At 73.1% G+C, this 24,055-nt stretch carries 22 protein-coding genes and 4 pseudogenes; 14 read left to right on the top strand and 12 right to left on the bottom strand.

What is annotated here, in order from left to right; all coding sequences use genetic code 11:
- Nucleotides 1-55: 55 nt before the first annotated feature.
- From AB0D10_RS39355 to AB0D10_RS39345, 3 genes are all read right to left on the bottom strand, one after another.
- Complete coding sequence (locus tag AB0D10_RS39355; RefSeq protein WP_360265616.1) at nucleotides 56-1,099, bottom strand: aminotransferase class I/II-fold pyridoxal phosphate-dependent enzyme; 1,044 nt, start codon at nucleotides 1,097-1,099, stop codon at nucleotides 56-58.
- Nucleotides 1,096-2,436: a radical SAM protein gene (locus tag AB0D10_RS39350; protein WP_360265614.1), complete on the bottom strand. Its 1,341-nt coding sequence runs from the start codon at nucleotides 2,434-2,436 to the stop codon at nucleotides 1,096-1,098. Before AB0D10_RS39350 ends, AB0D10_RS39355 begins: the two co-directional genes overlap by 4 nt.
- 167 nt (nucleotides 2,437-2,603) lie before the next feature.
- Nucleotides 2,604-4,208 carry an FAD-dependent monooxygenase gene (locus AB0D10_RS39345; RefSeq protein ID WP_360265612.1) on the bottom strand — a complete coding sequence of 535 codons (1,605 nt, stop codon included), beginning with the start codon at nucleotides 4,206-4,208 and terminating at the stop codon, nucleotides 2,604-2,606.
- 81 nt (nucleotides 4,209-4,289) lie between these two features.
- On the opposite strand from AB0D10_RS39345, the gene AB0D10_RS39340 reads away from it, so the two are divergent.
- Nucleotides 4,290-5,297, top strand: coding sequence for an AsnC family transcriptional regulator (locus AB0D10_RS39340; protein WP_360265610.1), 1,008 nt, complete (start codon nucleotides 4,290-4,292; stop codon nucleotides 5,295-5,297).
- Here AB0D10_RS39340 and AB0D10_RS39335 read toward each other — a convergent pair.
- Complete coding sequence (locus AB0D10_RS39335) at nucleotides 5,183-5,971, bottom strand: hypothetical protein (protein WP_360265609.1); 789 nt, start codon at nucleotides 5,969-5,971, stop codon at nucleotides 5,183-5,185. The genes AB0D10_RS39340 and AB0D10_RS39335 overlap by 115 nt on opposite strands.
- A 61-nt stretch (nucleotides 5,972-6,032) precedes the next feature.
- Nucleotides 6,033-8,774 carry a tetratricopeptide repeat protein gene (locus AB0D10_RS39330; RefSeq protein ID WP_360265606.1) on the bottom strand — a complete coding sequence of 914 codons (2,742 nt, stop codon included), beginning with the start codon at nucleotides 8,772-8,774 and terminating at the stop codon, nucleotides 6,033-6,035.
- Nucleotides 8,775-9,106: 332 nt separating this feature from the next.
- Between AB0D10_RS39330 and AB0D10_RS39325 the strand changes: the two genes are divergently transcribed.
- The 4 genes from AB0D10_RS39325 (at nucleotide 9,107) to AB0D10_RS39310 (ending at nucleotide 11,835) form a co-directional block, all read left to right on the top strand.
- Entirely contained in the window at nucleotides 9,107-9,448 is a 342-nt protein-coding gene (locus AB0D10_RS39325; RefSeq protein WP_360265603.1) for a hypothetical protein, read from the top strand.
- A gap of 328 nt (nucleotides 9,449-9,776) precedes the next feature.
- On the top strand, nucleotides 9,777-10,082 hold the full coding sequence (locus AB0D10_RS39320) for a DUF5988 family protein (RefSeq protein ID WP_360265600.1): 306 nt from the start codon (nucleotides 9,777-9,779) through the stop codon (nucleotides 10,080-10,082).
- A 44-nt stretch (nucleotides 10,083-10,126) separates the two neighbouring features.
- Nucleotides 10,127-10,783, top strand: coding sequence for an RNA polymerase sigma factor (locus AB0D10_RS39315; protein WP_360265598.1), 657 nt, complete (start codon nucleotides 10,127-10,129; stop codon nucleotides 10,781-10,783).
- Entirely contained in the window at nucleotides 10,780-11,835 is a 1,056-nt protein-coding gene (locus AB0D10_RS39310) for a CU044_5270 family protein (protein ID WP_360265596.1), read from the top strand. The genes AB0D10_RS39315 and AB0D10_RS39310 overlap by 4 nt, the downstream gene beginning before the upstream one ends.
- 375 nt (nucleotides 11,836-12,210) lie before the next feature.
- Here the strand turns inward: AB0D10_RS39310 and AB0D10_RS39305 are convergent, their stop codons facing one another.
- Nucleotides 12,211-12,717, bottom strand: coding sequence for a winged helix-turn-helix domain-containing protein (locus tag AB0D10_RS39305; protein ID WP_360265594.1), 507 nt, complete (start codon nucleotides 12,715-12,717; stop codon nucleotides 12,211-12,213).
- 182 nt (nucleotides 12,718-12,899) lie between these two features.
- Nucleotides 12,900-13,271, bottom strand: coding sequence for a hypothetical protein (locus AB0D10_RS39300; RefSeq protein ID WP_360265591.1), 372 nt, complete (start codon nucleotides 13,269-13,271; stop codon nucleotides 12,900-12,902).
- Nucleotides 13,272-13,837: 566 nt separating this feature from the next.
- Between AB0D10_RS39300 and AB0D10_RS39295 the strand changes: the two are divergent.
- A pseudogene (locus AB0D10_RS39295) lies at nucleotides 13,838-14,035 on the top strand (rhodanese-like domain-containing protein); the annotation flags it as partial.
- Nucleotides 14,036-14,118: 83 nt separating this feature from the next.
- Here the strand turns inward: AB0D10_RS39295 and AB0D10_RS39290 are convergent.
- Both AB0D10_RS39290 and AB0D10_RS39285 read right to left on the bottom strand, forming a co-directional pair.
- Nucleotides 14,119-14,628, bottom strand: coding sequence for a hypothetical protein (locus tag AB0D10_RS39290; RefSeq protein WP_360265681.1), 510 nt, complete (start codon nucleotides 14,626-14,628; stop codon nucleotides 14,119-14,121).
- 87 nt (nucleotides 14,629-14,715) lie between these two features.
- Nucleotides 14,716-15,198 carry a DUF6882 domain-containing protein gene (locus AB0D10_RS39285; protein ID WP_360265588.1) on the bottom strand — a complete coding sequence of 161 codons (483 nt, stop codon included), beginning with the start codon at nucleotides 15,196-15,198 and terminating at the stop codon, nucleotides 14,716-14,718.
- 761 nt (nucleotides 15,199-15,959) lie between these two features.
- Between AB0D10_RS39285 and AB0D10_RS39280 the strand changes: the two genes are divergently transcribed.
- Nucleotides 15,960-17,249 (top strand): esterase, encoded by a 1,290-nt coding sequence (locus AB0D10_RS39280; protein ID WP_360265585.1) that lies wholly within the window; start codon nucleotides 15,960-15,962, stop codon nucleotides 17,247-17,249.
- Between the two features lie 199 nt (nucleotides 17,250-17,448).
- Here AB0D10_RS39280 and AB0D10_RS39275 read toward each other — a convergent pair whose 3' ends face one another.
- From AB0D10_RS39275 to AB0D10_RS39265, 3 genes are all read right to left on the bottom strand, one after another.
- Nucleotides 17,449-17,874 carry a hypothetical protein gene (locus AB0D10_RS39275; protein ID WP_360265583.1) on the bottom strand — a complete coding sequence of 142 codons (426 nt, stop codon included), beginning with the start codon at nucleotides 17,872-17,874 and terminating at the stop codon, nucleotides 17,449-17,451.
- A 200-nt stretch (nucleotides 17,875-18,074) separates the two neighbouring features.
- The gene (locus tag AB0D10_RS39270; protein WP_360265581.1) at nucleotides 18,075-19,007 is read right to left on the bottom strand and encodes a hypothetical protein; all 933 of its coding nucleotides are present in this window, start codon (nucleotides 19,005-19,007) and stop codon (nucleotides 18,075-18,077) included.
- A gap of 298 nt (nucleotides 19,008-19,305) precedes the next feature.
- Nucleotides 19,306-20,142: a helix-turn-helix transcriptional regulator gene (locus AB0D10_RS39265; RefSeq protein WP_360265578.1), complete on the bottom strand. Its 837-nt coding sequence runs from the start codon at nucleotides 20,140-20,142 to the stop codon at nucleotides 19,306-19,308.
- A gap of 140 nt (nucleotides 20,143-20,282) precedes the next feature.
- On the opposite strand from AB0D10_RS39265, the gene AB0D10_RS39260 reads away from it, so the two are divergent.
- The 7 genes and pseudogenes from AB0D10_RS39260 to AB0D10_RS39230 all read left to right on the top strand — a co-directional run.
- The gene (locus AB0D10_RS39260; RefSeq protein ID WP_360265576.1) at nucleotides 20,283-21,017 is read left to right on the top strand and encodes an SDR family oxidoreductase; all 735 of its coding nucleotides are present in this window, start codon (nucleotides 20,283-20,285) and stop codon (nucleotides 21,015-21,017) included.
- Between the two features lie 23 nt (nucleotides 21,018-21,040).
- A complete protein-coding gene (locus AB0D10_RS39255; RefSeq protein ID WP_360265573.1) occupies nucleotides 21,041-21,535 on the top strand; it encodes a nuclear transport factor 2 family protein in 495 nt (164 codons plus the stop codon).
- Nucleotides 21,536-21,878: 343 nt separating this feature from the next.
- Nucleotides 21,879-22,586 (top strand): DUF4232 domain-containing protein, encoded by a 708-nt coding sequence (locus tag AB0D10_RS39250; RefSeq protein WP_360265570.1) that lies wholly within the window; start codon nucleotides 21,879-21,881, stop codon nucleotides 22,584-22,586.
- 106 nt (nucleotides 22,587-22,692) lie between these two features.
- Nucleotides 22,693-22,782 (top strand): annotated as a pseudogene (locus AB0D10_RS39245) (calcium-binding protein); the annotation flags it as partial.
- A gap of 178 nt (nucleotides 22,783-22,960) precedes the next feature.
- The gene (locus AB0D10_RS39240; RefSeq protein ID WP_360265567.1) at nucleotides 22,961-23,566 is read left to right on the top strand and encodes a cysteine hydrolase; all 606 of its coding nucleotides are present in this window, start codon (nucleotides 22,961-22,963) and stop codon (nucleotides 23,564-23,566) included.
- Nucleotides 23,563-23,718, top strand: a pseudogene (locus tag AB0D10_RS39235) (SAM-dependent methyltransferase); the annotation flags it as partial. The gene AB0D10_RS39240 and the pseudogene AB0D10_RS39235, both read left to right, overlap by 4 nt.
- Before the next feature lie 161 nt (nucleotides 23,719-23,879).
- Nucleotides 23,880-24,055 (top strand): annotated as a pseudogene (locus AB0D10_RS39230) (nuclear transport factor 2 family protein); the annotation flags it as partial.

The following is a 24,055-nucleotide window of genomic DNA, read 5'->3' as shown; positions in this document are numbered from 1 at the left end:
TCCGTACTGCGGCTGCGGCTGCGGCTGCGGCTCCGGCTCCGGCTGCGCAGACGCGTCACACGAGCCGGTCGGGGTGCGGCCGAAGCCGGGCGCCGAGGACGGTCCCGGCGAGGAGGCTGGTGAGGACGGAGCCGGACCAATCGTTCTCCCCGAACACGCCGATCGGCAGGGCGAGCACGCCGTGGTCGTGCAGGAGCGTCTCCGCCGGGATGTCAACCGGGAAGAAGTAGTTGCCGGGACACGTCCGGCTCGCCGGGGGGATCGCCCCGAGCACCTCGCCCGGCAGTCGTTCGAACAACTGCTGGGCCCGTACGGCCAGTTCGTCGACGACCTGCTTCGGCGCGGCACTGTGCTCGGTCAGCAGGCGGTCGGCGAGCCTCAGCTGTGCCGGCGTCGGCGGATCCGCCCGGAACGCTTCGGCCAGTGCGGCTTGTTCGTCCTGTTCCGGACCGAGCAGGACCACGCCGAAGGTGCGTGGCCACAGCCACCCCTTGGTGACCGAATGCAGCAGCACGGTACGACCGGTGCCCAGCAGCCGCCGGGTCCCGGCGGCGAACGGGGCTCCCAGGTCGTAGACGCTGTCGATCAGCAGGCGGCGGCGCGGTGATTCCTCCAGCCATGCCATCGCCGCGGCGCACTCGGCATCGGACAGGTACCGGCCGAGCGGCTTGCTGGGGTTGGCGAGCAGCAGGTACTCCGGCCGGTCCTGCGTAGGCGACCCCGGCAGGGCCGGCACCGGCAGCGTCGGGTAGGAGGAGGGTGCCAGGCCCGCCGCGCGGGCCAGTTCGAAGTACACCGGGTACACGTCGCTCGGCAACCACAACTGCGCTTGTACGGCGTGCAGCCACCGGAACACCACACCGAGCCCGTGCCGGACCCCTCGGCAGACCATGGCGCGGCGGGACCACTCCTCCGGCAGCTCGAACCGCCGCAGCCAGGCCCGGGCGAGATCGCACCGGTGCACCGTGCTCATGACGGTCGGCGGTTCCGGTCGGATCGGAGCGAGTGCCCGGTACAGGTTGGTTTCGGCGGCGTCCAGGAGCGACGGGGACGTGCCGAGTTGCCGCTGCCGGAAGTCCTGGAACTCGTCGAACCTCATGCCGTCGCACCTTCCGCCACGATCTCGCTGGCCCGGTCCTCCAGGGAGGCGTAGCAGCGTCCGTCGGCCAGGACGTTCCAGCTGCGCGCGATCCCGTTGGTGCGTTCCCAGAGCAGGCTGGGCTCGGTGTAGGCGGCGATCCGCATCGGCCGGCCGTTCCAGCTGCCGTGGTAGACCGGAGCGCCCCAGGGCAGGCGGCTCGCCGGTTCGAAGCCGTGCTGCTCGGCGAACCGGGTGACGACGGACAGCGAAACCTGGTGCTCCCGGCTCCAGACGTTGGCGGCGCGGTCGAAGTAGAGCGATTCGGTGCTGGTGGAGACGTACAGCTCCTTGAAGCAGACTTCCTCGACGCCGAGGTCCGCGGCCCACGAGAGGTAGTCGGCGACGCCGGCCGCATCGGCCACGCCGCCGCGCTGGAGGACGCAGATCAGCCTCGTCCGCAGGCCCGGCCAGCGGTCGCGGTCCGTGCGCCAGGTGTCGATCACCGAGCCCACCGGCGTGCGCAGCATCATCAGCCGCTCGCTGACGGCGTCGTCCTGATGGTGCCGGGAGAGCGCCAGCACGTTCAGGCCTGCGGCGCCCAGGGCGGCCAGCCGGCCGGCCCGGTCGGCGTGCTGCCCCTTCGCCAGGGTGTGCGCGTTGGTGATCAGGACGACCTTCGGGAACGCCGCCGAGCAGGCGGACACCAGCCGCAGCTGCTGGTCGAACGGTATGAGCGTGGGTTCCCCGCCGCCGGTGATCACCGCCCGCTCGGCACCTGCCGCGCGGGCGCGCTCCAGCCAGTGGGCGACCGCGTCCCACGGGACCCGTGCCGGCGGTTGGTCGCTGGAGATCGACGCCGAGGAGAAGCAGAAGGAGCACCGGGCCTGGCAGGCGGCGGCGACCGGTAGGACCGAGACCGAGCGCGGTCGCAGGTCGGCGTAGTGACGCCCGGCCGATCCGTGCAGGCGCAGGGAGCCCGCCATCGCGTCCTCGACGGTCGTCGGGCGCAGAGTGAACTCGTCGCCCACGTGGTCGAGTTCGTGGATCGCTGACAACCGGATGCGGGCCTCGTGCAGCTCCGTGCCGAGGCCGGTCGACACGTTGGGCGCCAACGCGTCGGGGTCCACCGCGGTTTCCAGCACCAGCAGCCGGTCGCCCGGAATGGCCAGGCGGTCCAGCAGGCGTCGCGCCTTGGTGATGCCGATGCCCAACTCCGAACGGGTCAGCAGGTGGAACCGGTCGGGAAAGGTACTCTCCGGGATCCCCGCCTTACCGTAGGTGAACGCGTACTTGTCGAAGCCCTTCGCGAAGTTCGACAGCACGATGACGTGGAAGCGCTGGTCACTGCGGTTCATCCCGTCATCATATGAACGGACCCCGCACTGATCGTTCCTCCCCGGGAACCCTGCTCCGGCATCACGGACTCGACGACCGTGACCTCCGTCTGCCAGGACGCCGATCGGCCCGTCCGTCGCCGTCCCCGCTGTCCCCGCCGTCCCCGCCGTCCCCGCCGTCCCCGCCGTCAGCGGTGCAGCGCCTGCCGAAGCCCGGCCTCCAGTGCCGCGCGCGGCGCGTCGGCGGCGTGGACGGAGCGCCAGGTCACGACGCCGTCCGGCCGGACGAGCAGTGCTCCGTCCTCGTCGATGCCGCAGCGGTCGGCGAAACTCGCACCGGGTGCCAGTGACGTCGGGGCAAGGACGACGGCGTCCAGGAGAGCGCCGTCGGGGTCGAGGCTCCGGGCCGCCTGCGCCCAGGCCCCGCCCCGCCGGCCCGTCAGGAGGGCGTGGCGTCCGCCGCGGACCAGATCGAGGGTGGAGGAACACCCTTCCGTGCCCCCGGCGAGCGGGATGTGCGGCAGTCGGGTACCGGGTTCGCCGTGCCAGCGTCCGGGTTCGTCCGCTGCCGGCAGCGGCGCCTCGGTGCCGGCGGCGGGATAGCGGTAGCCGACCGCCACGGCGGCCTCGCTGAGCAACCCGCTCTCCTCGGCCGACCGTCCGCGTACGCCCGCCAGACGCCCGACGGCTTGTCGTACCGTCAGTTCGGCGACGGGGCGGCGTTCCGCCTCGTACCGGTCGAGCAGTGGCGCTCCGGCGTCCCCGCGCAGGAGCGACACCAGTTTGGCCGTGAGGTTCCAGGCGTCCTGGATACCGGTGTTGGCGCCGAACCCGCCCACGGGCGGGCAGACGTGGGCGGCGTCGCCGACCAGGAACACCCGCCCCGCGCGGTAGGTGTCGGCGACCCAGGCCGCCATCTGCCACGGGCGGGCGCCGGTGATCCGGAAGCTCGACGTGGGGAGCCCGAGCACCGCGGAGACGATGGCCCGGCAGCGGTCGGGGGTGAACGCGGGGTCCGGATCCGTGGTCGCGGGGTCGTAGCCGACGGAGACGGCACCGGCGTCCAGGGCCGTGGACCAGGAGATGAACGGGCGGCCCGGCCCGTCGGCGAAGGCCAAGGCCAGGGCACGGCCGTCGAGCAGCGGGCGCAGGTCCGCGGTGAACGTCAACTCCATGGAGGACGCGAGGGCCTGGTCACCGATCCGGGTGATGCCCAGGCCCTCCCGGATCGAACCGGCGCTGCCGTCCGCCGCCACGAGGTAGTCGGCCTCGACCGTGTAGGGCACGCCGCGGTCGTCGAGTACTCGGGCTGTGACGCGCTTCCCGGTCTGTTCACAGTCGACGAAGCGGTGCCCGAAGCGCAGGTCCGCGCCGCCGGCGGCCGCCCGTATCCGGAGCACGCGCTCGGCGTCGCCCTGTTTGACCATGGCGCTCTGGCAGGGGGAGACGGCGCTGAAGTCGTCCGCTGCGGGCAGCCGCCAGCGCCGGATCTCGGGGCCGGCCAGTGACTCCACGACGGCGGCGAACTCGCTGCGGGGACGCTCGCGCTCGATCGCGTAGATCTCGTCGGCGGCTCCCACGGCCCGGTACGCCTCCATGGTGCGGGGGTAGAACAGTTTGGCGCGCAGCCGGGGCGAGATGCCGGTGTGCCGTTCGAGGAGGATCGGCGTGACGCCCCGTGCGGCGAGGAAGAGCGCGGCGGAGACGCCCACGATGCTGCCGCCCACGATCAGGACCGACGTGTGGTCCGGGGCCGTGCCGTGTGTCGTCGAGGTCGACGTGTTCCCGTTCATGAGCCGATCGTCGGCCCACCGGTGCCACGCATCCATCCAGCCCGCCTATCGTGAACGGATCCGATGCGCTGAAGGGTCCTCATGATGCTTCCTGCCGGCTTCGACCCGCTCGACGTGCAGATCCTGCACGCGCTCCACCTCGACGGACGCGTGCCGTTCGCCCGGGTCGCCGAGGTCATCGGCGTGTCGGACCAGACCGTCGCCCGCCGCTACAGCCGCCTGCGGTCGTCGAACGCCCTGCGCGTGTGGGGCTTGGTGGACCGGACCAGGCTGGGCCACGTGGAGTGGCTCGTGCGCATCCGCTGCACCCCGGACTCGGCGCAGACGATCGCACGGTCACTGGTGCGGCGGAACGACACCTCGTGGATCAGCCGCACGTCCGGCGGCACCGAACTGGTCTGCGTGACGACCGCGGCCACCCCCGGCGAGAGCCTGCTCCTGCGGGAGCTGCCCAGGACGGCCCGCGTCCTGGACGTCACCGCCCACTGCCTGCTCCACGTCTACTCCGGCCGCGCCGCGGGGGTCGTCACCAAACTGAGCGCCCTCACCCCCGAGCAGGCCGCTCGACTACGCCCCGCGGACCTGCCGGCCACCGATGCGGCCCGACCCGTCGACCCCGTCGACCCCGTCGACCTCGATGACCTCGACCGGCAACTGCTCGGCCTGCTGCACGACGACGGCCGCGCCGCGACCGCCGAACTGGCCGCCCGGACGGGCGCCTCACGCTCCACGGTGCAGCGGCGGATCGCCGGCCTGCGCGCCACAGGAGTGCTCTACTTCCACGTCGACACCCGGTGGCCCCTGCTCGGCCTGGGCGTGCGCACCCTGCTGTGGCTCTCGGTCGGACCCGCGCGCCTGGAGCGCGTCGGGCTCGCCCTCACCGAGCACCCCGAGGTCGCCTTCGTCGCCGCCACCAGCGGGTCCACCAACCTCCACGCCTCGCTGGCAACGCGCGACATCCCCGCGCTGTACACCTACCTGAGTACGCGGGTCTCCACGCTGCGCGGTGTACAGACCGTCGACAGCGCCCCGGTGCTGCAGACCTTCAAGGGCGCCGCCGGCCTCCACGGCCCGGCCGCCGACGCGTGAGCGGTGCCCGACGGCCCGTGCCGGAACGTGGTTCCCAGGTGTCGCCGCAGGGAGCCCGGACATCGCACCCGCCGCCGGGCGCCCTCCGCTCCCGTGGCGCCCGGCGGGCCACTGCGGGCTCGGACCGGAAGCGGGAGGACGTCGACGGCCTGCGGACCCTTGGGGCGGCCCTGCTCGATCTCCAGCAGTGCCGTGCCCGCGCCGGCCACCGGTGTCCTGCCGGACCAGACGAGGAACCCGAGAGCCAGGTAGGTCAGGCCGGTCAGGAGCCCGCTGAGCGACCCCCCTGCCACCGAGGCCATCGCGGCGCGCCAGGCAGGCCGCCGCTGTTCGCGCAGAGCCCGGTCGGACAGTCGGCTGTAGCTGTCGACCAGGTAGTCGCCGACCTGGTGGACGCGGATCTCCTCCGCGCTCTCGCGGTCCATCATGTAGTAGGCGAGCAGGTCGAGGTTGCGCGTGTTCTCGATCCAGCGCACCGCCGACCGGTACCTGCTCCGCGCCGAGACGACCGCGCTGACTCCCTTGGGGACGGCGCTGACGCAGGCGAGGCAGAGCAGTAGCGGGTGCAACCAGCCCAGCGCCAGGGCGACCGCGGACAGCGCCGACCTCGCCATGGTGACGCCCTGTGCGCAGGCACCCTGCAGGCTGCGCGAACCGGCCCTGGCCAGCGCCATCGAGTTGTGGAACTCGGGATCAGGCGAGACTTCAGTCGCACGGGCGCCGCCGATTCAGTCCTCACCCCTCACTCTCACGCCCGGCCCCGGGCGGCGCGGCGGGTGCCCGCAGGGCGGCCCTGGCCGCCTCCGCGAGGCGGTGGGCGTCCGCCAGGGCCTGGTCCAGCGCCGGCAGCCGGGGTTCCACGTGCGGGCCGACCGCCTCGATGGCCAGCTCGGCGTCCTTCGCGGCCCGCGCCGGATCGTCGGCGAGGACGGACTCCCCCCGGAGGACGCGCAGCAGTGCCACGGCGTGGCGCCCCGCCAGCGTGCTGTCGTCGTGCGGGCCGAAGACGCGTTCCTGTTGGGGGCGCAGGGCCTCGGCGAGCTTCAGGGCACGTCCCAGTCGGCCTGCCGTGGCGTAGGCGTTGACGAGGTTGCCGGCGGAGATCAGGGTGTCCGGGTGGTCCCGGCCGAGGATCCGCGACCGCAGCGGTAGGACCCGCTCCGCGATCTCGACGGCCTCGTCGTGGCGCCCTGTCCTGCGGCACGACACCGCGAGGTCCGCGAGGGCCTTGAGCGTGTCGGGATGCTCCGGGCCCTGGACCCGTTCCCGGTCCGCCACGGCCTGCCGCCGCAGGGTGAGGGCCTCCTCGCCCCGCCCCGTCGCGGCGTACGAGGAGGCGAGGGAGACCCGGACGGCCATGGTGTCGGGATGGTCGGGCCCGAGGATGCGCTCGGAGACCTCCAGCACCTTCTCCTCGATCTCCAACGCGTCCGCCAGCCGCCCGGCCTGGGCGTAGCTGGAGGCGAGGCTCGCCAGTGCGATGAGCATCCGGGGGTGTTCGCCCGTGCCGAGCAGGTGCGTGAGTTCGACGACGACCTGTTCCTTCAGGGCGAGCGCTTCCTCGTACCGCCCGTTGATCTCGTAGGTGAGGGCGAGGTTGTTCCGCGAGTTCACGGTGTCGGAGTGGAGCGGGCCGAGCACCCGTTCCCTGGCGGCCAGGACGTGCTCCTTGAGCGTCACCGCGTCGCTCTCGAAGCCGATCTGGGTGTAGGAGCCGGCGAGGGAGCTGAGAACGGCGAGGGTCTCGGGGGAGTCGGCACCGAAGAGGCGCTCGTGCTCGACCGCGACCCGTTTCCGGAGGACGGCGGCATCCGTGGCTCGGCCGGCCTGCGCGTAGGCGGCGGCCAGGTTGGCTTGGGAGAGGAGGGTGCGCCGGTTCTCGGGGCCGAGTTCGGCCAGGTCGGCCTCGACGACCTCCGACCAGTGGTCGACGGCCTCGGCGTGCAGGCCGGCGCCGAGGAGGCTCAGCCCTGCTCGGTCCCGCAGCGCGAAGCCCGGGAAGAGCCGCAGGACCTCGGTCCCGACCGTGTCGCGCAGGGCCGCGGTGTTGGCCCGGAGGCTGGCGGCGAGGCGGTGGTCGAGGTGGTCCTCCTCCGGCCAGAGCTGGTGCATCGCGAACATCACCGCGGACTGGACTGGGGTCGGTTCCGGGGTGGTGTCCCGGGCCGCGCGGGCGGTCAGGGCGTGGATGGAGACCTCCCGGTGGGCGGCCACCGCGCCCCGGTGCGGGAGGTCGACCCCGGCAGGGTAGCTGCTGATCAGGTTGTAGGTGTGCAGGACGGCGAGGGCGGTGAGCGCCTCGTCGGCGCTGACCGGCGGGGGTTCTCCCGGTTCGGCCGGCTCCGCGTCCGAGCCGGTGCCGGGCGACAGGGGGCCTGCTCCCGTCGCTCCGGCGGCGCGCTGCTTCGCGAGGTACTCGGTCACCGCCCTGGTGGTCCAGAGTTCGCGGGGGTGTCCGGCCGGGTCGAGCAGGGCCGCCAGCCGGACGGCCGGGACGGCGAGGCCCCTGGGCTCGGTCTGCTGGGCGGCGTCCAGTGAGATCAGCAGCGCCGCGGCGACGGGCCGCCCGTACAGTTCGGTGTCCGCCTCGGGCGGCAGCACGGCGTCCAGGGCGCGGGTGCGCTCCCGGAAGAGTTCCAGGTAGGCCGTGCAGGTGCGCTGCTGGTTGACCATGAAGGCGGCGGCGTGGGCGAGGGCGAGCGGCAGCCGTCCGAGCGCCTCGGCGAGTTCCTCGGCCTGCGGGTCGAGCAGGTAGGGGTAGCCGGCGGTGGTGAGGCGTTCGCGGAGGTAGGCGACGGCCTCGGCCGCGTCGTAGACGTCGACCGGGACGACGGCCCGCCCGCCGCCGGAGGCGTGGGCGCCGCGCTGGCGGGTGGTGGCGAGGACCCGGCCGTTGCCACGGCGTGACCGCCCGGGCCACAGCGGCCCGGTGGCGGTGAAGTCGGTGACGTCGTCGAGGACCACCAGCCAGCTGCGCCCGGTACTGCTGAGCCAGTTCAGGAAGCGCCGGGCGTCCTGTTCGACGCGGTCGGCGGCGTTGGTGGCGCCGGGCAGCTGAACGGCGGCCGCGGCCTCGGCGTACGCGAGGAGGACGGAGACCGGGTCGGCGGCGGCCGCCCACACCACCACGTCGACGCCGTCCTCCAGGGCCTGCCAGGCGTAGTGCGCGGCCAGTTGGCTCTTTCCGACTCCGCCGCCGCCGGCGAGGACCTGGGAGAGCACCACCGTCTCGTTCCCGGCCCGCACCCGGTCGATCGTCTCCCGCACCGCGGTGCGCGGCTGGAAGGCGCTGGCCAGGATCGGGATGACGCCGATGGACACCGGCCATTCCGGTGGTGCGGGCGGCGGCAGGTGGACGGTGCCGCCCTGGACCACGTCGCCGTTGACCGTCGAGTTGGCGATCACGTTGACCACGTTCATGTCGCGGTCCGCCGCGGTGCCGTCCCCCGGTCGCCGCGGCGGCATCACTTCGTTCATGATCTGATCCTCCGTCAATCATTCGACGGTGCACATCCTTGCGCGGGTCACCGCCGACCGGCATCGCTTTGGCCGAACTCACCCACCGCACCGCGGCCTGCCGGGTATCCGCACATCCGTCCGCCCCGCACATCCGTCCGCCCCGGGCACACCCGGCCCGGGGTCGGCTTGGCCCGTGAGACTCCTTGTACCCTCGGCGGAGCACCGGCACGTCCTCCGCACCCGGGCCGGACGGTGGGCGCGCGGGCGGGAACGGGTGTGGACGACGGAACGTCCGACGGTGTGCAGGGATTCGCGGAAGCAGACCGGGCGGGAAGAAACGGGGGCGGAACATGGCACGTTGGGCGCTGGTCGTCGAGGAGACGGTGGGCATGGGCCAGGATCGGATCTGGGGGAGCAAGGTGCTCGCCGAGGTTGAGGGAACCCGCCAGGAGGCGGTCGAGGAGCTGAAGCGGCTCGTCCCCTCCTACACCCCGCAGCACCCCTTCAACAGCCGGCGGCGGACGCTGCTCCGTGACGGCGACACCTACCTGCTCATCGCGCAGGGGAGCATGCGCGACTACCACTGCGTGTTCAAGGTGTGGGAGCTGCTGTGGGACAGCAAGCGGCCGGAGGTGCAGGCGGAACGGCTGGCCGAGCTGCCCGGGGAGGGGTCACTGACGGCGGACGGATGACGGCCGGGCGACCAGCGGATCGCGGAGGCCCGACACCCCTGACAGGCTGTCGCACAGGCGGCACTCCAGCGGCTGCACCCGGCCCGGCGACGACGACCGCCCGCCCTCATGTCCCCTGGCGCGTCCTGGCCCGCCGACCCGGGCCCGGGTCGCGGCCCAGCTTGAGCAGTCCGTCGGGGTCTACACGCTGGGCCACGCCCTGGCCCAGGTCGGAACACACCCGGGCGCCGACGACACCGACGGCGCCGGGGGAACTGCGAGGGTACGGAGACGGCCGGTTGCGTGCTTGACCCCCTGCGGTCAGCGCGGTTGCCGTCGGCTCCCCGCCGTGGGCCTGCCGGAGTGCGAGCGGCCCCGGTTCCCCGACGCCGGGCAGTACGTGGTGAAACGGCCTCGCACCGTCCGCTACGAGCACCCCCGCCGCTCGCAGCGGACGGTGTGTCACCGCAGCTCGGAGCCGCCGGTCTTCGAGTGGACGGGCTCCACCCTCGTGGCGGAGCGGACGTGGCGGAGCGGACGGGCGGAGCGGCCCCGGTGCGCCCCCGGTGCCGAGGGGGACGGGGGCTGCCGCGGCGGCCCGCTGCTCGGCAAGCGGGCGCCGCCGGCCGCGGTGGCCGTCCGCCCCGGCGGGTGACCCAGGTCACGGGAACCCGCCCTCCTCCTCGGACAAGGCATGACGTGAACCATCCACACTCCCGGCTCCGGGCCGGGAACCCCGAAGCGTTCCGCGACCTCTTCCGGGACCACGCCTCCCTGGTGTACCGCCACGCCGTGCGCGTGACCGGAGACTGGGCACTCGCCGAGGACGTGGTCTCGCTGACCTTCCTTGAGGCCTGGCGCCTGCGCGGGAAGCTCCGCGACGAGGGCGACAGCCCACGCCCCTGGCTGATGGGCATCGCCGTCAACGTGCTGCGCAACACGACGCGCGCCGCCCGCCGCCACGCCGCGGCCATGGCCCGCACGCCCGCGGCCGACCCGGTCCCCGACTTCGCCGACGAACTCGTCGGCCGCATGGCCGACTCCGAGCGCCTCGCGGCCGCCCGAAAGGCCCTGGGGCGGCTGCGGCGCTCGGAACGCGAGGTCTTCACCCTCTGCGTCTGGACCGGGCTCGGCTACGCGGAAGCGGCAGCCGCCCTCGGCGTTCCCGTCGGCACCGTGCGCTCGCGGCTCTCCCGCGCCCGGACCCGACTGCGCAAACTCGCGGCCGAGGAACTGCGCGCCGCGAAGAAGAACACGGAACCGCTGAAGAAGAACACGGAACCGCTCCCGATCCCCGGACAAGTACCGGGCAGCCGCAGCACTGCGGCCCGGCCGCACAAGGAGACGCACCGATGATCCGCAACTCGCGGCGGCGCACCGAACCGCTCGACCACGCGGAACTGGCCCGTCTGCTGCCGGCGCCGGTCGAACCCCGCCTGGCGGCCGACCGCCAGGACCTGCTCGAGGAGTACGTGATGAGCGAGATCCACCAGTCCGACCACGTCCCCGCGGCCTCCCCGGTGCGGCGCCCGCTGCGCCGCGCCGTCCTCTTCGCGGCGCCCGTCGCCGCGGCCGCGGCGCTCGCCGTGGTCGTCTCCATGGGCAGCCCGGCCGGCACCGGCACGGACGCCTTCCCGCGGCCGGTCAAGGCACCGGTCGTGCAGATCGAGGAGGGGAGCACCGTGCAGCTCGCCTCGACGGTCCACGAGATCGCCGCCGCCGCGACCGCACGCAGCACGCCCCGGCCCGGCCCGGGCCAGTACATCTACATCAAGAGCCGGGTCTCCTTCATGACCACCAGCCACAACGCGGACACCGGGGAGTCCGCCACCTGGGTCCAGCCGCTGCACGACCGCGAGGTGTGGAAGTCCTCCGACGGCACCAAGGGCTGGCTGGACGAGCCGGGCTACCAGGCGAAGGGCGGCATCACACTGGACACCGACGAGCCCCGCAAGCAGCTGTCCTACCAGTGGCTGGCGGCCCAGCCCGCCGACCCCGACGCGTTGCTGAAGTCCGTCTACTCGACGGTCAGCGGCAGCCGGGACCACGACCAGCAGGCGTTCAACGAGATCGGCTCCATCATCCGCGAGCAGCTCGTCCCCTCCGACCTCGCCGCCTCGCTCTACGAGGCCGTCGGCAGGATCCCGGGCGTCGTCGTGGTCGAGCACGCGCAGGACGCCTCCGGCCGCGACGGAATCGCGTTGGCGCGACTCGACCCCCAGACCGGCGAACGGTCGGAGTGGGTCTTCGACCGGGAGACCCACCAGTACCTCGGCAGCCGTGGCGTGCAGGTCCGGGAGTTCGACGGCATCAAGCCCGGCACCGTTGTGGAGCGCACGGCCATCCTCACCCGGGCCGTCGTCGACGCGAAGAACCAGCGTCCCGGCGCCGGGCAGGCCACCGCCTGACGGTCCGACTCGGGCGAGGGTGCCCTCGCGGCCCGGGCAGAACCGCCGCCGGCAGCGAAGGCGGGCCGGTCCGCCGCCCTGGCCCCGTCGCGCCCGAGGAAGCGGTGTACAACCAGGGCCCGGGTTGAAGGAGCTGGGCGGGGTGCGGGATGGCGAGGGCGTCCGGCACGGTGCGCGGGACGTTCGGGGCCGGTTCGTCGGTGAGCACGGCGGGCCCGGCACCGTGCTCACGCGGACCTCGGGCGGCCGCCCCTGGCGCCCGCTCGGGGGGCGGACCAGCAGGCGCGCACCAGGCCGTGGCCGACCCGTCCTGGTGGTGCGCGTGGGCGTGTGCCGGGCAGCCGTCCCGCAACACGGTATCCAGCAGACCGGCGCTCAGGCCCCTGCCTGCTGGTAGAGCGTCACCAGGAGGCCGTGCACCGGCTCGCCCTCCGGGTCCTCCTCCGTCTCGTCGACCAGCCCGGCCAGTGCCTCGGCGAGCCGCGCCGCCTTGGCCGGGCTGAGCCGGAGGTGGCGCAGCGCCAGGAGGTGGTCGGCGGGGGAGCGGTCCAACTCCTGCGCGACGGCGCCGAGTAGCGCGGCGGTGCCCTCGGCCTGCGGTTCGGCGACGAGGAGCCGCTCGGCGGCCCGCCGGTAGTACTTCTCGGTGCCGCCGCGCACCCGTCGCGTTCCCGCGTCCTGGACCAGCCCCGCCTCGCACAGCACCCTGAGGTGGTGGGAGACGCTGCCCTTGTTCACTCCCAGCTGCGCGGCGAGCCGGCTGATCGTCGACGGCCGGCTGCTCAGGGCGAAGAGCAGGCGCTGGCGCAGGGGGTGGGCGAGTGCGGTGTGCTGCCGAGCGGTGCTGATCCGCTGGACGTGTTCGTCTGGTTGGTGGCTCACCTGATCAAGCATTAAGCGTGTTCGACGCGCTTTGGCAAGTCGCCGGCCTATGCCCTGCCCATGACCTCCACCACATCAGCACCTGCGTTGGACGCCGTTGCTGTTGCTGTTGCTGTTGCTGTCGCTGTCGTTGTCGCCGTCGTCGAGTCGATCGCGGGCCTGGTCTGCGAGAACCACGTCCTTCAGTGGCGCGCGATGGCGGCGATCATCGGCCGCAGGACCTCGGCGGCGGGGGTGGCGGTGAGGTAGGCGGTGAGGTGCTCGTGGTGGCCGGGCGGGATCCCGCGGGTGAGGCCCGCTGCGAGCAGGGCGGCCACGTAGGCCTGTGCCGCGATCGGGTGCGGAAACCGCTGCCGCAGGTCTGCGCGCAGGCGGTCGGCCTCGGTGTGCCGCTTCTTGCGGTCGGCCGTGAGGATGTCGGCGGCCAGTCGCACCGCGGGCAGTGCTGCGGCCAGCCGGAGCTGTTGCTCCGGGCCCGTGGTGCCGGTGCTGAGGAAGTGCGTCAGATGCGGGCCGAAGCGCCCGGCCGGCTTACGTAACTCCCTTGCGGCCACGGGGAGGTCAGGGCAGGGGCTGCCGGGATTGCACCATCCCGGCCGAGCCTGGTCCTGCCAGAACCGAGGCGGATCCTCGAACCACGCCCAACGCAGGACGGGGGCGAGCCCGGTCACCGGAAGCCCGCTGGTCCGGAAGCTTTGCGCCGGGCGGACGGTGAACTCGGCGCCGTCGTCGGCGCGGAAGACCAGGACGAGCTGCCAGGTGCAGCAGGTGCGGCGGATTTGCGCCTCTGGTGTCGTCGTTCACGGGAGGGCCGACAGAGGAACACTGAATCGAAGGCACCATTCGGATCGAGAGACCGCTCTCTTCCGCGGCCGCCGGACGGTGCCACCGTTCCGGGGGTACTTGGTCGGGCACCACCGGGCGAGGCCGGTCCTCGTCCGGTGGAGCCGGGCCGGGTGGCGGATCCTTCGGACGGTTGGCGGGATCTTGGCGGTCTTGGGCGTTTACGCCACTCGTGGGGTGGGGGTCGGCGGCCGGAGGATGGAGTCATCGCCGGTCGGGGAAGCCCGGGCTCGGCCGACCGTCCCCCATCCTGACCAGCAAGAACAAGAGGCGCCCCATGACTGCCACCGCTTCCGCCGAGATCTCCGGTGCTGTGCTGAGTGTGCCCGCCGCCGTCCCGGCCGAGGCCGCCGCACACTTCGCTGCTCGTCTGGCGTTCGAGGCGGATGTGTCGGATGTCCATGCCGATCTGGCGTCCGGTGTGTCGGGTGTCGTGGTGGTGGACACCCGTGGCGAGGTCGCGTGGGACCAGGGCCGGTCGTGGCCTCGGGGCGGGCCGGGAGCCCGGAGGCGGGGTCCGGGTCCGCCGTCGTGCCTGGGGCCCGGGCCGCCGGCGAGTCACGGTCCTTCGGGGCAGAGGTGGGTGTGGTCGGTCGCGTGGGCGCTGTACAGCGTCGGAAGGTCCGGATCGTCGTCGGTGGTGAAGATGAAGTCGACTGTCACGCCGGGGAGTTCGGCAATCGTGCTCCGCATGGTGAACTGCGGGAGGGAGTGTGCCTCGCGGTGCCGTTCCCAGTGCACGCCAGCGGCGGCGAAGGCTGCGGCCAGGTCCGGGAAGCCGGGTGGGCCCGGGAAGTCGCGGTACGTACCGGGTTCGTCGGCGGGGAGGGTGACGGTGTCGTACCACGTGCGGACGGAGACCTTGTTGACGATCAGGCACCGGCAGACGTCGGCCGACATGCACCCGTACTGGAACCACTGCGGCCACGGCAGGTGATCGGCTTGGCGGCCCGACTGCTGGGGCTCTCCGAGAGCGGCGACCGGGAACGCCCCGAGCGGCCGCAGGCCCCCGAGGTCCGCGGTCGCGCCGAATCGGGTCAGAGTGTCCAGCAAGCCCATCGTCTCCATGCGTTCATGATGCCACCGGGGCATGGTGCGGAATATCCGGCGGAGGGGGAAGGACGTTCCGGGAGGGTGCTTGGGCACTCATCGCCGTCATGCAGTGGTGAGCGTCAAGTCGTGCACCAGGAAGTGAAGTTGCAAGTCGTCGGTGGACTCCGCCCACAGCCCTTCGGCGTCGAGCACGGATGCTGCGACCATCCGAGCCTCGGCGACGAGTTCGGGGTGGTAGTCGAAGCCCGGCCACGGCAGGACGGGGTAGCCGCTCTCCTCGCCGAACTGCCGGACCTGCTCGATGTCGCCCAGGACTGCGGGCGGAAGCGACTCGTTCGCCCATGACCACAGCCAGGACTGCTGGGGGACGCTGACGCTGCCGACCAGCGTGAGTCGGCCGGTGAGGAACACCTTCCCGGAGCGCGACCACGTGATCTGCGCGTCGTCCATCGACCACTGGTACTGCACGTCGCCCGACAGTCCGAAGCGTTCGACCATGAGAGCCTGCCGACTGCGGGCGCGTTCGCGGGCCGCGCGTACGACCCCCTCCCAACCGGAGTGGTCATGCTTCGAGCGGTCGTCCACTACGTCTCCTTGCACCGGAATGATCGGCAAGATCCTCCCATCCGGCCTGGTGGTCCACTGCAGCGGGCCCGGACCTGCCTGTCCGGGCCGGGCCGCCCGTCGCACATCCTCTTCACCGGGACTCGGTGCCCGGCTCGTGATGGGCGGGCCGGGCGTACGCCCGGCCTTGGCGGCGCCGGTGCGCGACCACCGGAGCCGGGCCTTCCGTCCACGACCCGCGCGCTGAGCAGGTCCCCGACGGCCGGCCATCGAGGGCACCGTGATCCGCACCCGTCCGCGTGGGTCTCCAACGCCCTCCTCCAGCAAGACCGGAGCGAATTCGCCCGGTATCCAGTGGGTCGCGGTGATGTCGGGCAGTAGCCACCACGCCCGCAGGTCGGCCGGCAACGGCAGGCCGAGGTCCGCCTCGAACGCGTCCAGGCGCGCGCCATCGGGCATCGGCCTGCCTGAATCCGGCCGAACGTGGGCAGCGAGCCAGGTACGGATGCGGCTCCATGCGGTCAGGACACCGTGATCAGGCGCCGTCATGACGGGCGGTCTGGCCCATCCGACCAGGAAGGGGCGGCCGTCGGGACCGTCGACGATGTGGGCTGGAAGCAACGGGTCAGGCTGCGGTGAAGAGGTACCTGTAGCGCCGAACGCCGTCATACCGGGGTACTACAGCGGGACTTGGCACCCCGGTATGACGGTTTCCGCCCCTCCCCGCCCGTACCGTCGCCCGTGTCCGAGGGGGCCACGGAACCGAACGAGGGGGAACGGCGATGAACAGGCGAGGACGGGCCGTGGCGGCGGCACTGCTGGCGGCGACGGCGACACTGGGCGTGATCGGCGCACCGGGCGCGGCGGTGGCGGCGGTGGCGGCGCCGGGACGGGGCACCGAGCAGCAGGCCAGGGCCTGGCTGCCGCAGCCCACCGGTCCGTACCCGATCGGCACGACGTCTCTGCAGCTCACGGACGACCACCGGGACGACCCCTGGAAACCCGGACAGCACCGCAAGCTGATGATCAGCCTCTGGTACCCGACCACCCGGCCCGCCACCGGCGACGACCGCGCGCCGTACATGCTCCCCGCCGCCGCCGACCACTTCGGCAGCGCCGACGGCGTCACCCAGGGCGACAACCACTTCGAGCCCGGCCGCACCGACTGGGCAGGCATCCGCACCCACGCCCGCCCCGACGCGCCCGCCCGGCCCGGCGGCAAACGACCCGTCGTGCTGTACTCGGCGGGCTTCGGCGACCCGCGGACCTGGGGCACCGCCCTGGTGGAGGACCTCGCTTCGCGCGGCTACGTCGTCGTCACCGTCGACCACACCTACGACGCCTCCGAGGTCGCCTTCCCCGACGGGGACCTCGCCACCTCCGTCCTGCCCGCGCTGTTCGCCCAGCCCGGCCTCGACATGGGCGCCTTCCTGCGCAAGATCCTGCAGGCCCGGGTCGACGACACCCGCTTCGTCCTGGACCGGCTCGCCGGGCTGCGCCAGGACGCGCAGCTGCCGGCCGGCCTCGCAGCCTGCCTCGACCCCGACCGGATCGGTATGGTCGGCCACTCCGGGGGCGGCTCCACGGCCCTGCAGACCATGCACGACGATCCGCGCCTCAAGGCCGGCGTCAACCTCGACGGTCAGCTGCACTTCCCCGGTCCGGACGGCACCGACGTCCACCCGTCCCTGCCCACCGTCGCCGAGGACGGCCTGACCCGGCCGTTCCTGCTCATGGGCACCCAGGAGTCCGACTCCGGCAGCTACCACCGGCAGCCCGGCTGGGACGCCCTGTGGCAGCACAGCAGCGGCTGGCACGCCGACGTGACCCTCACCGGCTCCCGGCACGGCTCGTACACCGACGCGCAGTCCCTGCTCCCGCAGCTGGCCCGGCAGGGCGCGATCAGCCCGGAGAAGCTGGCCGAGGACGTCGGCGACGTCCGACCCGACCGCGCCGAGCTGGCCACCCGCAGCTACGTCGCCTCCTTCTTCGACCGCTGGCTGCGCGGCCAGGACGACCACCTCCTGGACGGCCCGTCGACGCGCTTCCCCGAGATGGTCTACGAGCGATAGAGCGGCAGTACGAAACCGAATCCACTCGCCCACGCGCCGGGACATGACCTGCGTGGGACACGGCGAGTGCGGCAACGAGCGTGACCATCGGGCGCAACGGGATCAGGTCGGCTCCTGCGGAAACGGCCTCCCTGGTCCGCCGGACCATCCCGCCCTTCGTCTCCACCGCCGGCTGAGGCACGATCCCTCGGTCGGGTCGTCAGCGGTGCGACCAGTACGGGTCGTCGGTGATCGGGGGCACCACGTTCAGCTGGTGCCGGTAGTCGTCCAGCCGTTGGCCGGGCTGGGAGGGGTTCATGCCGTACACCTCGGTGCCCGCGAAGTGGACCCCGTCCATGGAGGCCCGGAGGCTCACTCCCGGGGCGTCCATCTCCAGGGCGAGGAGGACGCCGTCGGGCGAGGTCGCGGAGATCTGGCGTTCGTCGGTCGGGAAGGTGTCGGTGTTGGCGCCGACGAAGTTCCGGAACGTGCCGACGGGGTAGCCGTGCGCCGTCCAGTACCGGGCGAGCTGGTCGGCGAGGACCTCGTACCTCGACCGGTCGACCCGGGTCCGGAGCGACCACATGCGGTAGACGGTGGAGGTCGGCATCGGCTCGCCGTCCCAGTGGTCCGGGTCGCGGACCACGTAGTACCAGCCGTCGGAGTGCGCGACCTGCGGGGTGATGGCGCCTACGGAGCGACACGCTCGCGCGGGCGTTCCGCCGCCGGCTCGGCATGACGCCCACGGAGTGCCGGCGCCGGTCCCGGACCGTCCGGGGGTGAACGGACGACGGACGCCCGCGGTCCGGGGACCGCGGGCGTCCTGGGTACCTCAGCGGTGCCGCGTCAGCGGCGGGCACCCCGACGGCGGGCGATCACCAGCGCGCCCCCGCCGACGGCGAGCAGCGCGGCGCCACCAGCGCCGTAGACGATCATCTGGCTGCTGTTGCCACCTGTGCTGGCCAGGGTGTTGGCCGGCGTGGTCGAGACCGGATTGGCGGTCGGCTTGCCGACCGGGCCGGTCGTGTCCGCCGGGGCGGACGGCGCCGGAACGACCGGGGCGGTCGACGGGGTGCCGCTGGACGGCGTCCCGGTGGCCGGCGCCGACGGCTTGGCGGTGGTGGAGGGCGAGGCGGTGGCCGTCGCGGTGGCGGTGGCCGAAGGCGTCGTCGTGGCGGTGGGCGTCCCGGTCGGGTGCGGGGTCGCGGTGGCCGTGGGTGACGCCGAGGAGGTCGGCACCGGGACGGTCGGCGTGCCGGTCGGGGTCGGCACGCAGGTCTTGCCGCCGTTCCAGGCCGAGATCAGGTTGTCCGGGAAGAGGCCGTCCGGGTACCTCGGCGCGGGGTTGGCGACGCCGTCGAACTTCTTGTCGCCGTTGTACAGGTCGATCTGGCCGTAGCACTTCGGCAGATGGGCGGAGACGTCCAGGGTCGCCTGGCGGTTCCCGCTGCGCAGGGTCGTGGTCGCCCAGCCGAGGAAGGTCTGCTTGCCCGAGGTCGCCCAGGTCGGGCCCTCGGTTTCGTAGGAGGCCAGCGAGACCCGGTAGTCGCAGCCGTCCGCGACGTCGCCGACCAGGCGGACCTGGATGACGCCGTGCGGCTGGGACATCCGGCCGTCGGAGATCCAGCCCTTGCCGCCGTCGACGGAGAACTGGACGTCGACGGCGCCGCACCCGTGCTCGGCGTGGGCCTGGGCGGTGCCGGCGGTGAGCAGCGGAGCGCCGACGGCTATGCCGAGGGCGGCGAGGGCCGGAAGGCTCCGGCGCAGGAGTTGGTGCACGAGGAAGCTCCCTAGGGTTGTACACGGTTTGGGTGGGACTCACCGCTCTTTTGGTGGCGATCCGGAGGGACCGTCACCGGACCTGAGCGGACGTGAGACCGCGACCGTACCCGATGGCCCGGCGGCCCCGGACCCCAGGGCGTGAACCTGGCAGCGAGGCAGCCCGCTAGCCTATCTGTCACCGGGGTGCCGGGGTGCCGGGGTGCCGGGGTGCCGGGGTGCCGGGGTGCCGGGCGGTCGGCGGCCTGGGACCGGCGTGTGTTCGGGTGGTGACGCCGCCGTGCCCGGCCGGGTTCGGCTACCGGGCCGGCCGGACCGGGGTCGCGTGGAGCGAGCCGAGCAGGCTGAGGGCCTGGGCGCTGGGGCTGCCTGGTTCCGCCTGGTAGACGACGAGTTGCTGGCCCGGAGCGGCGCGCACGTCGAAGGTCTGGTAGGTGAGCTCCAGGGGGCCGATGTCGGGGTGGAGCAGGTGCTTGGCGTCCTGGGTCTTGCCGCGCACGTCGTGGGCGTTCCACAGGAGGGCGAAGTCCGCGCTGTACTCGGTGAGCCCGCAGGTGAGTTCCCGCAGCCGCGGGTTGTCCGGGTCGACGCCGGCCGCCTCGCGCAGGTGGGCCACGGTGGCCTGCGAGGCGTGGCTCCAGCGGGCGTAGAACCGGCGGCCCGCCGGATCGAGGAAAGCCATGCGTGCCAGGTTGTCCGCCTGTTCGAAGGGGGAGTGGAGGGCCCGGGCCAGGGCGTTGGTCGCCAGGACGTCCAGGGTCCGGTTGATGACGAACGCCGGCGCCCCCGGGTAGCCGTCCACCAGTTGGCGGAGAGCGGGACCGACCCGGTCCGTGGTGGGGGCGGGCCTGACGGCCGGGGCGGTCCCCGCCAGGCGGTGCAGGTGTGCGTGGGCGTCGGGCTCCAGGTGCAGGGTGCGGCCGAGCGCGTCGAGCACCTGGGCCGACGGGTGGCGTTCGCGCCCCTGTTCCAGCCGGGTGTAGTAGTCGGCGTTCACTCCGGCCAGGACGGCGACCTCCTCGCGGCGCAGCCCGGCGACCCTGCGCCTGCCGTGGCTCGCGATGCCGACGTCCTGTGGTCGCAGGGCCGCCCTGCGTGCGCGCAGGTACTCCCCGAGGCGGTTGTCGTGGGTCATGTCGCCAGGTTAGGCCGGGACGGCGGTGCGGTGCCCGGGTGCGGTGCACCCAGGCAACGGGCGTCCTGGTCGGCGGTCGCGGTCCCGCCCAGACTCGGTCGGGCAGGAACCGATCCGCACAGCGAGAGGGAGCAGCAGGCATGACAGACGCAGGCAAGGTCGTGGCGATCACCGGAGCGAGCAGCGGGATCGGCGAGGCGACCGCCCGCCGGCTCGCCGCCGACGGCCACCGTGTGCTCCTCGGAGCGCGGCGCACCGATCGCCTCGACACGCTGGTTCGGGAGATCGACGCCGCCGGCGGCACCGCGGCGTTCCGGCGGCTGGATGTGACGGATGCGGCCGATGTCGCGGCGTTCGTCTCCGCGGCCCGGGAGCGGTACGGCCGCTTGGACGTGGTGGTCAACAACGCCGGGGTGATGCCGCTCTCGCCGCTCGCCGCCCTGAGGACCGACGAGTGGGACCGGATGATCGACGTGAACGTGCGGGGAGTCCTGCACGGCATCGCCGCCGCACTGCCGTTGATGCGCCTTCAGGGCGGGGGACACTTCGTGACCATCGCCTCGGTCGGCGCGTACGAGGTCTCCCCGACCGCCGCCGTCTACTGCGCCACCAAGTTCGCCGTGCGCGCGATCTCCGAAGGTCTGCGCCAGGAGTCCGCCGGGGACATCCGGGTCACCCTGGTCTCCCCGGGGGTGACCGAGTCCGAACTCGCCGACGGCATCGGCGATCCTGTCGCCCGGGAGGCCATGGCGGCCTACCGCGCCGTGGCGCTGCCGGCCGATGCGATCGCGCAGGCCATCGCCTACGCCGTCTCCCAGCCGTCCGGGGTCGACGTCAACGAGATCGTCGTCCGTCCCGCCGCGAGCGCCCAGTGACCCCCCTCCGCGAAGGAGCCGACATGCCGCACACCGCCGCCGACCGCGATGAACCGGTCCGCAGACTGCAAGTCCTGGAGGACAAGGAGGCGTTGCGCACCCTCATGATCCGCGGCTGGCGGGCGCTGGACCGCAAGGACTGGCAGACCTGGAGCGCGTGCTGGGCCGAGGACGCGGAGCTGGAGTTCGGGCCGTGGGAGACGATCCGCGGGAGGGAGGCGATCCGGGCGACGGTGGAGGAGGCGGAAGCGCCCTACGCGGCCATGCAGCACCACATCCTCAACCTGCACGTCGACGTCGAGGGCGATCGGGCCAGCGGCATCGGCTACATGTGGTTCGTCGCCGTCGCCGCACCGGGGAGTGCCGGCGCTCCCTACTCCATGGGAGGCCCGTACGACTGGGAGTTCCGCCGGGACGCGGAGGGCTGGCTCGTGGTCCGCCAGAGGCTCGGCGTCTGGTGGACCGACGGCGAGGACCCCTTGAAGGCCTTCGAGCAGCGCGGACACGTCGACGGGTGACCGGCGCGCGAACGGGCTCCCCGGTGGCGTCGACGAGGCGACGGCGGATCGCATGCCCGAGCGGTGGTGGTCAAGCTCGGGCCGGTCACGGATCTGTCGCAGCGTTCGGCGCGCGCGGGCGGGTGCGGGACGGCGGCGGGAACCGCCGTCCCGCCCGGCCTGCGGCGCGCACCGGCGCGGTGCGCGTGCTGCCGGTGCCCGTCGTGGGCGAACGCTCGTGTCACAGATGTGTCTTGAGGGCGGTTCGGGCGGAACGGTTCGTCCGGCCGGGCGGTCCTGCTCACCAGTAACACCCGGCCGCACCGAGCGGCCGGCGCAGCCACTCGAATCCGGGGAAGTCACGATGCGCGTTCACAAGCTCACCTTCGCGGCCCTGGCCGTTGCAGCGGGCCTTTCGCTCACGGCTTGTCAGAACGACGACGCCGACACGGCCCAGGCCAAGCCGTCGTCCGCGCCGACCGTGTCCTCCGGGGCCGCGTCCGGCGCGCCGACCGCGTCCACCGCGCCGACCGGGTCCGCCCCGGGTGCAACGGCTCCGAGCGGCGGGACGACTGCGGGCGGCGGGACGGTGGCCGGCGCGACGGCTGCCCCCGGTGCGAAGGGAACGGCTCCCGGGGCCGCCTCTGCGGCGGGCGGCAAGTGCCGGACCGACGACCTGGCGATCACGGCGGCGGACCGCACCATCGATGGTGACCGGGACCGTACGGTCGTGGTCGAGCTGAAGAACCGCAGCGGCCACGACTGCGCGATCTCCGGATACGCGGGCGTCGACCTGAAGACCGGCGCGGGGTCGCTGTCCGCCCAGCGGTCCGGTGAGCCGGTCGTCGCCGGCGTCCTCAAGGCCGGGAAGTCGACCTTCTTCGGGATCAGCTACCCGGCCAACACGTCGGGAGGGTCGGGTGTGCGGATCACCGGGCTGGTCGTGACCCCGCCGGACGAGACGACGTCGGTCACCCTCCCCTGGCCGGGCGCCGCTACCCTGCCCGTCACCGACGGTACCGGCTCGCCGGTGAAGATCGGCCCGATGGGCAGCGCCGGCCAGGGCAACTGAGCCGGGCAACCACCCCGCCCGCTGCGCCCGCTGCGCCCGCTGCGTCGCGGGCGGGGCAGCAGGACGCTCCCGTGGAGCGCGCGGCCGGTTACGGAGACACACGCCGATGGGAACCGAAGCCGCGCAGCGGGCCGCACTGGTGTTCCGTCTGTTCGACGCCAACGGGAACGGGGTCCTCGACGCCCAGGACTTCGAGCTGATGATCGAGCGGGTGCCGGCCGCCGCCCCCGACTCGGGAACGGGCGCCCGGAAGGCGTTCGCCGACAGCCTCCGCCGCTACTGGGAGGTGCTCGTCCAGGGGCTGGACACCAACGGTGACGACGTGATCAGCCCGGAGGAGTTCGAGCACCGGCACCTCCGCCACCGCGCTCGTCGTGGTGGACCTCCCGAACGACTTCTGCGCCGGGCCGACGGCCGCAGCCCGCTATCCCGGCGACCCGGCCCGCTTGACCGTCACAGCCGCCCGCTGCGCCGCGGCGGTCGACGCCGCCCGGGCCCGGGGCATCGAGGTGCTGTTCGTCCGCTTCCTCGGTGACCCCGCCTACCAGGGCGCCGCCTGGCGGCGACGCGACGCTGAGCTCGGCAAGCGGCCGAAGTGCCTGGAAGGGAGCCGGGGCGCGGACTTCCACGCGGTGAGCCCTCTGCCCGGCGAAGCCGTGTTCACCAAGCGGGCCTGCTTCGACGCCTTCCTGGACCCCGGGTTCGAGCCCCACCTGCGCCGGCGCGGCATCGAACACCTGGTGCTGGCCGGCCTGTTCACCGACGTGTGCGTGGACTCCACGGCCCGCACCGCGTTCCAACGGGGCTTCCACCTCACGGTGCTGCGCGACTGCACCACCGCACTGCACCTCACCGACGCCGACATCCTGCGTTTCATGGCCCGCGTCTACGGCGCCCGCATCACCACGCTCTCCGACCTCGCCTTCGCGCCGCCACCGCCGGCGGCCGGCTCGTCCGCAGCGCCGGCAGGCAACCGATGACCGCGCCCACCACCCCCGATCGGGGCATCACGGCCGGCGTCGGCCGCACCGCACTTCTCGTCGCCGCCGCCCGGGCCATCGAGAACCACCGGCCCGACGCGACGGCCCGCGACCCCTACGCGGAGCACTTCGTGCGGGCCGATCCCGGCTGCGCTGTCCTTCCCGGTCGCCTCCGGCGTCGCTCCGTTCGTCGCCTCCAGAATTAGCGTGCACCGCGCACGCTTTTTCTGCTACGGTAAATGCGTGCTCAAGGCACGCACTTCCCGCGTCGCGCACACACCGCGCGGGCACCGTCTGCAACCGGAGGAATCCCATGAACCGCACCGACGCACGCTCCGCCCTGACCGACCTGCTGCTCACCCCCGGGCTCGACCTCGACGAGGCCGCCGACCGGCACTTCGCCCCCGACTACCGCCAGCGCACCGACGGCGAGTGGGCCGACCGCACCGAGTTCCTCGACCACATCGCCCACCTGCGCACCGTCGTCGC

The sequence above is a fragment of the Kitasatospora sp. NPDC048545 genome (assembly GCF_040651155.1).
In the GTDB taxonomy this organism is placed as follows: Bacteria; Actinomycetota; Actinomycetes; order Streptomycetales; family Streptomycetaceae; genus Kitasatospora.
Note: the sequence above shows the minus strand (reverse complement) of the source record. Positions and strands in the feature narration are given on the sequence as shown.